Genomic DNA, 7,026 nt, shown 5'->3' with positions numbered 1-7,026 from the left:
GGGCGGGGGCGCGGTCAGGGTGGCCGCCAGCTGCGCGAGCAGGTCCACCGCGTCGCGGGCCGCCCGCACCGCGGCCGGTCCCGATCCCGGGGCCGTCGACACCCCGTCGCAGACGACGGCGAGGGTCGCGATCGCCGGGCCACCGGCGGGCCCGGCGAGGACATGCAGCCCGAAACCGTCCTCGTTGGTCCGGTGCACCAGACCGCGGTCGGACACTCCCGCGGCGCTGCCGAGATCGAGATCGATGCGGTCGGCGGGCGGGGCGCCCAGGCCCAGCCCGGTGCCGCACCGCTCGCAGAACCGGTCGTCCGGGAAGACGACCGCCGCGCACGCCGGGCACCGTCGGGTGCCCGGCGACTCGTCGGCGCCCGGTGACGCGCCGGGAAGGGGGATTTCCGGGCGCGGGGGCCGCTCGGCGGTCAAACCAGGGTCCGTGGACGGACGCCGTTGGCGAGATCGACCAGGGCGTAGCGCTCGTCGGGCGTCGCGGCCAGGCGGGCGAGCGTCCGGTAGGTGCGTTCCAGGCCGCGGCGTAGTGCGGCGGGCCGCAGCGGTGAGCCGGCGACGTGCACCTGGGGGTCCGCCGCCACCGCGCCGGAGGTGACCAGGTCGAGCGCGCCGGCCAGCAGGTCTCGGCGCAGGGCTGCCTGGGCCGCCGGATCGAGGTCCAGATCGTCGAGGATCGTCGACGCCGCCAGCAGGCCGGCCCGGTCCGGGGCACCCGCAGTGGTGACGGTGCCGAGCACCCGGGCCAGGCGTATCCGCGCCTCGACGCCGGCCGCCGAGGCCGCCGGCACCCGCTGGTAGGCCTGCGCGGCGCCGGCGCGGTCACCGGCGGCGAGGCGGACCCGGGCCAGCCCGAACGCGGCGCTGGTGAACGTGTCGTCGGTGCGCGAGACCAGGTCGTAGAGCTGCCGCGCCCGGGGCAGGTCGCCGCCGGCCTCGGCGGCGCGGGCCAGCGCCAGCTTCGGCGCGAGCTCGCCGGGCACCTCGCCGTACACCCGCTCGAACGCGGCCACCGCCCCTGCGGGGTCGTCCTCGGCGAGCAGCAGCAGGCCGCGCTGCCAGTGCACCCGCCAGGCGAGCGGATCCTCGGCGGCGATGGCGTCGAGCAGCTCCCGGGCCGCGTCGCGCTCACCGAGCCGGGTCCGCAGGTCGGCCAGGCGCAGCCGGGCACCAACGCTCGTGGTGCCCATCGCGCCGAGCAGCTCGACAAGCTGGTGCGGGGCGACGTCGGGCAACGTGGCGAGCTCGGCGGCCGCGGGATCGTCCGGATCGGGCAGCAGCCTCGGCAGCAGCGCCCAGGGCGTCGGAGCAGGCGGCTCGCCGGTGGGGTGGGCGTCACCGGTGAAGCGGGCGCTGCGGGCCGGCATCGGGGTGCCCTGCTCCGCGGCGACGATCTCCCGCAGGACGCCGAGCAGCTCGCCGTGCATCTCCTCGGCGCTGGCGAAGCGCCTGTCCGGGTCGACCGCCGTGGCCTTGGCCAGCAGGCGGTACAGCGATTCGTGCCGGGCGAGCACCGGGTGGCCGGACGCCGGTGGCAGGGTGTGGCGGTAGGTCGAGGTGTTGCCGCGGAAGTCGAGGATGAGGGTGGCCAGCGTCCGGCCCACCGTGTAAAGGTCGGAGGCCACCGACGGGCCCTCGGTGGGCACCTCCGGCGCCTGGTAGCCGGCCGTGCCGTAGACGGCGCCGTCGTGGTCGTCGATGCGCCGTACCGCGCCGAGGTCGATCAGCCGCACCGACTCCCGGCCGAGCATCATGTTGTCCGGCTTGAAGTCGCAGAACACCAGGCCGTTGCGGTGCAGGTAGGCGAACGCGGGCAGCACCGCGAGCAGGTAGGCGACGGCCTCGGCCGCCGGCAGCGGGTCGGTCCGGCCCGCGGCGGCCCGGCGCCGGCGCAGCACGTCGCGCAGCGACGTACCGCCGACGTACTCCATCACGATGTAGCCGGTCCCGGCATGCTCGACGAACGTGTAGATCTTGACGATCGCGGGATGGTCGACCGAGGCCAGGAACCGGCGTTCGGCTATCGCCGCGGCCTGGGCGTGGCGGTCGCCGGAGTCGAGCAGCCCCTTGAACACCACCCAGAAGTCCCCCCCGACGCCGTGGTCGCGGGCCAGGTAGATCCAGCCCTGCCCGCCGTGGGCGAGGGCACCGGCGATCTCGTACTGGCCGATGCGGTCGCCGGCCTGCAACGCCGGGCGGAACGAGTACGGCTGCCCGCAGCCCGCGCAGAACCCCTCCGCCAACGCCGGCTGGCCCCCGCGGGAGCGCCCGACCGGCTCGTCGCAGCGAGCGCAGCGCCGTAGCCGCTGCGGGAGCTGGGGGTCGGTGAGCAGCAGCGACGCCGGATCGGGCAGCTCGATCTCGGGCATGCGCACCAACCCGGCGCCCAGCCGGTCGGGCGCGCTGCGACTCGTCGAGCCGCGCCGGGACCGCCGCGAGCCGCCGACCCCCGTCGACGCCGAACCGACGCTTCCCCCGGTGGCACTGCCCGTCGCCGCGGGCCTGAAGCTTCCCCCGGTGGCACTGCCCGTCGCCGCGGGCCCGGCGCTCCCAGCGGTGGCAGCGCCGGTCGCCGCCGGGCCGGTGACGCCGGCGGCCGCGGGTCCGGGCGGCCGGTAGGCGAGACCGGTGATCGTGCAGTAGCCGTCCTCGATGACGCCCTCACAGTCCGGCTCGGGACACCGGATCGCCTCGGTCATGAATGCTCCTCGCTTCGGGAGGGGTCTCGGGCGGGCGCGGCTGCCAGCAGGGCGTCCGCGTAGGTGCGGACGAGCCTCTCGGCCCGGTCCAGGTCGATCGGGGCCGAGCCCAGCGCGGCCAGCGCGGGGGCGTAGCGGGCCTCCAACGCGGCGGATTCACCCAGGCCGGTGCGCCCGGCCTTGGCCCGCAGCGCGCGGAGCAGCCCGCGCAGCTCGTCGCGGCGGCGCACCGGCGCCGCGTTCGTCTCGGCAATCATCGTCGCCGTCGCCAGCGTCGCCTGCGCAGTGCGCCGCCACGCCGGCAGGCCGTAGGCGACCAGCTGCCAGTCACCGGCCTCGCCGGCGGCGGTCAACCGGTCCAGCCAGGGCCGCAGGCCGCGCCGCGGCGCGTCGAACCACCCGTCGGACAGCCGCAGCAGACCGTCGGCGTGGGCGCTGACCCGCTCGACGACCTCCCGGGCGCGGCGCTCGCCGACCTGCGCGGCCGCAATCACCTGCGCCAGCAGCGCGTCGGCGGCGGCGAGGTCCTCGGCGAGATGATCGTGTGCCCGCGCGAGCGCGGCGACGGCGTCGACGGCCGGGGCGAGCGCGTCGCCGGCCGCGGCCAGCAGCTCCGCCGGCACGTCGAGCGGGTCGGCGGCCACCGCGGCCTGGGCGAGCGCCAGCGCTGCGCGGGCTGTCGCGAGTGCCGCGATCTCACCGTCCGCGGAGCCGTCGTCGGCGTCCATGGAGCCGACGTCGTTGCCCCTGGCGGCGCCATCCGGGGTAAGCCCGAGGCGCTGTGCCGTCGCCAGCGCCGCGCTGAGCTGCCGGCCGAGTGGTGCCAGCGTCTCGCGGTGCGCGGCCCGTGCAGTGATGACCTCGTCGGCGGCGGCGCGCAGGGCGCGTACGTTCGCGAGCGCCTCGTCGAGGCGGCGCTGGGCGGGAACGTCGGGTCCCTCGGCACCGTCCACCCCGCCGGTCGGCCGGTCACCCCCGGGCTCGGCGCCCAGCAGCAGCGCCGCCAGCCGAGCGGTGCGCCGCGCGCCGAGGCGCGGGCCCTCCCCCCGTTCGGCCGCGGCCGCGGTGAGCAGGTCGTTGAGCGCGCCGTGGGTCTCCCAGAGATCCACCAACCGGCGGCCGGCGTCGGTGGCGATCTCGGCCGTGCGCCCGCGTAGCCGCGGCGGATCGCCGAGGTGCCCGTCGATGACGGCATCGAGGTCCAGCAGCTCGGCGGCGAGCCGCGCGCTGCCCGAACGCAGCCCGGTCAGGGCCGCGTCGACGTCCGAACGGGTACGCATCGCCGGTCACGCCCCATGCGCCGGCGCGAGCGATCCCGCTGCCCGACGGGGCGAGGGCCGGACGGGCCGGGCGGGACGTGGTGCGCGGGCGCCGACGAGGCGCGCCAACCGGGCCGCTCGTGGCGCGCGACTCGCCCCCGCGGCATCTGACATGCATGCCATGCCCTGAGTACCACCGCCCCGATCGTCCGTCTCGCCGCCGTCCCGGCCTCGCCGGGACGCCCGCGCCTGCATCGCCCGCCCTGAGCCGCGGTGGTCAGGGCGCCTGGGGCGGTCCGACTCCACGGGATGACTGATCGTAAATCGGTCGAGCGACTTCCGTGGGGCGATGTCGCCTTGTCGTCACCTCGCCCGGCTCACGGTGCCGGCATGTTAGGCGGTCCGGACCCGGGAGCAGGGCGAATCCGGCCGGACCGGGAAGAAGCATGGAAGTCCTACAATGCCGGCATGAGCATCCCGGGGGATGTCGACGGTGCTTCGTCACCGTCGGGAGATCGGACGGGCGGTCCACCGCCTGGACTTCTGGAGTCCGGCATCACCGGTCCCGGTCCCGGTCGCGTGCGGGCGGTGGCGTTCGCGCCTGATGGTGGGACTGTTGCAGGGCTGCGGCGAGGTAGCACATCGATCTCGATCGACTACGTGATGTGGTGACATCGGTGGCTCTCTCGCGGGGTGGGGAGCCCGGCAGCGTGGTTTCTGTAATGCGTGCGGTCAGCAGCTGGACAGGCGGACCGGAGCAGTCTTTCGCCCGCTCGTCGGTGGACGCCTGGCGCGATCGGGGCAGGGCGTCTTCGACGGGTTTGGGAAACGGCGGGTAATGCGACGGGAGGATTTGGTACCGGCGGTGCGAGAAAAGTGGCCTCCTGCTCGGACAATGAAAGCGCCAACCCTGCGCGAGCTCCACCGCCGGGCCGCGGACCTCCCGCAGCCTCTTCTCGCCCGTCTGGGGGCTCCGCGCGACAGTTTCCGCCACACCTCGGCCGCGGCGGCCACAGGGGCAGCAGCGATGGTGTGATGCTCTGGAGCTTGCGCATCGATCGCACGTCGGAACGGTCGGACAGCGTTGTCGTGGCCGAACCCAGTATGGTTGCTCCGCATGGCCGAGATCGAGACCGAGATCACCGCGGCTCTCATCCGCGACCTGCTGCGGGACCAGCATCCGGACCTGGCCGAGCTGCCCCTGCGCGAGGTGGCGGGCGGCTGGGGCAACCAGATGTGGCGGCTCGGGGACGAGCTGGCCGTGCGGATCCAGCGCATGGACACCGACCCCGATCACCAGCTCAAGGAGCGCCGGTGGCTGCCGCTGCTCGCCCCACGCCTGCCGCTGCCCATCCCCGTCCCGGTGCGCAGTGGCGCGCCCTCCGAGCGTTTCCCCAAGATCTGGACGGTCATGACGTGGGTGCCGGGCCTGCCGCTGGACCACGGGTCGATCACCCGCGGCGAGCACGCGGCCGACACCCTGGCGGCGTTCCTGCGGGCGCTGCATGTGGCAGCGCCCGCCGACGCACCGGGTGACACGGGCCGCGGCGCGCACCCCAGGAACTGCACGAACGTCTTCGACAAGTTCTTCGGCTCCGTCGACGCTGACGCGATCGGCGCCGACGCCGCCGACGTCCGGGCGGTCTGGGACGACGCCGTCGCGGCCCCCGCCTGGGAGGGTCCGCCGGTGTGGGTGCACGGCGACCTGCATCCCGCGAACGTCGTCGTCGCGGACGGGACGCTGGCGGGCGTCGTCGACTTCGGCGACCTGTTCGTCGGCGACCCGGCGTCGGACCTGGCGGCCGCCTGGGTGCTGCTGCCGGCGGGCGCGGCCGCACGCTTCTTCGCCGCGTACGCGGAGGCTGACGAGGCGACGGTCCGGCGTGCCCGCGGGCTGGCCGTGCTGAAGAGCCTCTTCCTGATGCTGATGGGCCAGAACGGGGACCGCGGCCTGCCCGGCGGCAAGCCGGCGTGGGGTCCGGCGGGACGGGCGGCGCTCGACCGGGTCCTGAGCGAGCGTCTGACCCGATTCCACGAGTAGATCGGCGGCATACTTCGACTGTCTCGCCTCATCTTGACAGGTAGGGCCAGGCTGGCCGGGTGCGGGTGCGCCGCGTCAGCCGCCGTCGGTGTAGCGGGGGACCGGTGCTGTCGGGGGTGGGCGCAGCGCCGGCAGCCAGCGTTGGACCAGCGCGGTCCAGGTGCCGTCGTGCAGCACGTCGGCGAGGACGCCGTTGACGAAGCGGGTCAGCTCCGGATGGCCGCGGGCGATGCCGATCGCGTCCGGCTCGTTGGACAGCCCCGGGCCGACGAGGTGGACCCGGGGGTCCTGCGCCGCCATGCCGGCGAGGACCGCGCTCGTCGTCGAGATCGCCGCGACCTGGCCGGACTGGAGCAGCACGAGGCAGTCGGCGATGTTCGGCACGGTCCGCACCACCGGGTGCGACGGCGCCCGGCGCAGGGTGTCCACCGTGGTGGTCCCCGCCGCGGTGCACACCGGCTGCCCCCCGAGGCCGTCCAGGCCACGGGCGGGTGAGTCGAGAGGGACCAGTATCCGCTGCGTCTCGTACCAGTAGACGGTGGAGAAGTCGATCTGCCGGCGTCGCTCGCAGTTCGTCGTCATGGTCGCGACGACGATGTCCACGTCCCCGTGCAGCAGCACCGGGATGCGCTCGGCGTAGGTCGTCGCGCGGAACCGGACGTGGCCGTCCGTGCCGAAGATCGCCCGGCCGATGCGGTTCGCCAGGTCCACGTCGAAGCCCTCGAACTGGCCGTTGAACGCGTTGATCGAACCGAACGGGGGGACGTCGGCGAGCACCGCGGCCCGCAGGTAGCCGCGTTGCTGGATCGCCGCGAGGAACGTGCCGGCCGGCATCGCGCCGGGCGCCGGGGGCACGGCCGGTGGCCGCAGGCTCGCCTGCGGATCGCCGCAGCTTCCACCGCTGCCCGCCGGTGCCGGGACGCCCGTGGCCGGCGGGGATGGGGCGGCCGTCGTGACCAGCGGCCGCGCCTGCGCGGGAAGCCCCGCGTCGACGGTCGCGCAGCCGGCGCCGGCGAGGGCC

General features: G+C 75.3%; 5 protein-coding genes. 1 reads left to right on the top strand and 4 read right to left on the bottom strand.

Annotated elements, in window-relative coordinates; all coding sequences use genetic code 11:
* From NBZ85_RS25060 to NBZ85_RS33875, 3 genes are all read right to left on the bottom strand, one after another.
* Nucleotides 1-423: zinc ribbon domain-containing protein (locus tag NBZ85_RS25060; RefSeq protein WP_261562701.1), on the bottom strand; the 423-nt coding region annotated here is incomplete at its 3' end.
* Nucleotides 420-2,705 (bottom strand): serine/threonine-protein kinase, encoded by a 2,286-nt coding sequence (locus NBZ85_RS25055; protein WP_261560598.1) that lies wholly within the window; start codon nt 2,703-2,705, stop codon nt 420-422. The genes NBZ85_RS25060 and NBZ85_RS25055, both read right to left, overlap by 4 nt.
* The gene (locus tag NBZ85_RS33875; RefSeq protein WP_261562700.1) at nt 2,702-3,985 is read right to left on the bottom strand and encodes a hypothetical protein; all 1,284 of its coding nucleotides are present in this window, start codon (nt 3,983-3,985) and stop codon (nt 2,702-2,704) included. The genes NBZ85_RS25055 and NBZ85_RS33875 overlap by 4 nt, the downstream gene beginning before the upstream one ends.
* A 1,096-nt stretch (nt 3,986-5,081) precedes the next feature.
* On the opposite strand from NBZ85_RS33875, the gene NBZ85_RS25045 reads away from it, so the two are divergent.
* Nucleotides 5,082-6,005, top strand: a complete 924-nt coding sequence (locus tag NBZ85_RS25045; RefSeq protein WP_261559784.1) for a phosphotransferase — start codon at nt 5,082-5,084, stop codon at nt 6,003-6,005.
* 75 nt (nt 6,006-6,080) lie between these two features.
* Here the strand turns inward: NBZ85_RS25045 and NBZ85_RS25040 are convergent.
* On the bottom strand, nt 6,081-7,026 hold a 946-nt coding region (locus NBZ85_RS25040; protein WP_261562699.1), incomplete at its 5' end, for a glutamate ABC transporter substrate-binding protein.

Source organism: Frankia tisae, from assembly GCF_025403405.1.
Taxonomy (GTDB): domain Bacteria; phylum Actinomycetota; class Actinomycetes; order Frankiales; family Frankiaceae; genus Frankia; species Frankia tisai.
Note: the sequence above shows the minus strand (reverse complement) of the source record. Positions and strands in the feature narration are given on the sequence as shown.